Annotated in this window: 1 protein-coding gene; it reads right to left on the bottom strand. The window is 44.1% G+C overall.

Annotated features, from left to right (window positions below; translation table 11 throughout):
* Positions 1 to 445 precede the first annotated feature (445 nt).
* On the bottom strand, positions 446 to 1402 hold the full coding sequence (locus IQ263_RS28005; protein ID WP_228050437.1) for a transposase: 957 nt from the start codon (positions 1400 to 1402) through the stop codon (positions 446 to 448).
* Positions 1403 to 1508 lie beyond the last annotated feature (106 nt).

Raw genomic sequence — 1508 nt, 5'->3', positions numbered from 1 at the left:
ACTGTAGTTTAGACTAAAAAATAAGCGTAGCTAAAAGTAGCCACCTTTGAATCTCAGGCAAGCTGTTGCTTAAAAACTCAAGAGGGAGAAGATTAAATAGCTAATCTTGAAGACTTTTTACGTCGAGAAACCCGTTTTTTGACAGTGGGATATCGCGGTGCTACCGTCCGTACCCTTCCCTTTTCCCAGCCGGGGGATTTTCCCCTATGTTTAGGCAATTTTGTGGGAGTACCAATGTCAACTAAAAGCGAAAACATTGATTGAGCAACACGTCCAGGGGTAAAATTAATGGTAGCAGATTGCCTGCAGTAAGACATTCTCAACCACTAAATCCCTAGCTAGCCAGAGTTGCCAACTCATCAACGGCATTAAATCACTCCAACGCTCGGATTGTTCAGGGGTTCTCAAATTAGGCAATGTCCAATGCAATCTTTGCTTGGCAAACCTATACCAATGATCGACTCTCTTTGCGTCGTAAATATTTGAACCAGACTGTTTCCAAAGGTAGAGTTCGTTCTCCAACCCAAGCCAACCATAAGGGTGGAAACGGCTGACCATTTGACATGGGCTTCATTCTTTCGATCAGAATTAAATTGACTTTTTGTCCAGGGGCGCGATAAAAATGCAAGTCAATCCATTGTTTGACTCGGACTTTTCCCAAATCTGGATGTTCGTCAATTTCAATCTCTGTATCCGCTTTTCGCCATGTGGTTGGGTCATTGAGTCTCATTTTTTGCCCATGTTTCCGTGGTCTACCGCGACCACTATAGGCTGGTGGTGCTGACCATAAGCAGGCATTTTTTCGGACTCTCATTAAACAATCAGCAGGGATGGAAGCTTGCTTTAGCGCTAGCACCCAGCTTGCATTCCCATATTCTCGATCTAAAACTGCTAAAACTGGATTGACGCTCTGTTCACAGACAAGTTTGAGTTGGGAAGCTGCTTGAAGTATGGGTGAAGACCCACTACTAATTCTTTCATGGAGCAGGGGTAATGCCCAACTTCCTTGAGCTTCAGGTATCCACGCAATGGTACTGTATCCCTGACCCACAATTACACCCCTTTGATATTCATGGGTTCTATCTTGTAACGTTTTGGCATCTCGTCTCCCCCATGCAGTGTGGTCGATTGCCACTAATATGTGTTCCTTTGGGGGTGCTTCTTTCTGTAATTGCTCCAGATACAGCAGCATCAGTTTTTTTCGGTCTGGTCTACAGTCTTGTAAAGCTTCATAGATGCTTGGCCATTGACGCTTAAATAATGGATTGAGTGAAAATTCCGCTAAACATGACGCATTCGGAGTGGTCATCACTGCATCCATCAGCTCGAATGTGGCATCCTTGGCTTTCACTAATAAATCGTATGCTGCTTGACGAAAGTCCTTTAATCGTTCACTGTTCATATAAGGAGTGGATAGGTTTTATTTTTCACCCTCATTCTCTCCTGGCGCGGTGGCTCTAGTTCTTCTTTGGCCACCGTTCTCATCTTTGGTTAGTCTAAACTACAGT

Source organism: Tychonema sp. LEGE 06208, assembly GCF_015207505.1.
GTDB lineage: Bacteria > Cyanobacteriota > Cyanobacteriia > Cyanobacteriales > Microcoleaceae > Microcoleus.
This window is presented reverse-complemented; position numbering and strand designations above follow the sequence as displayed.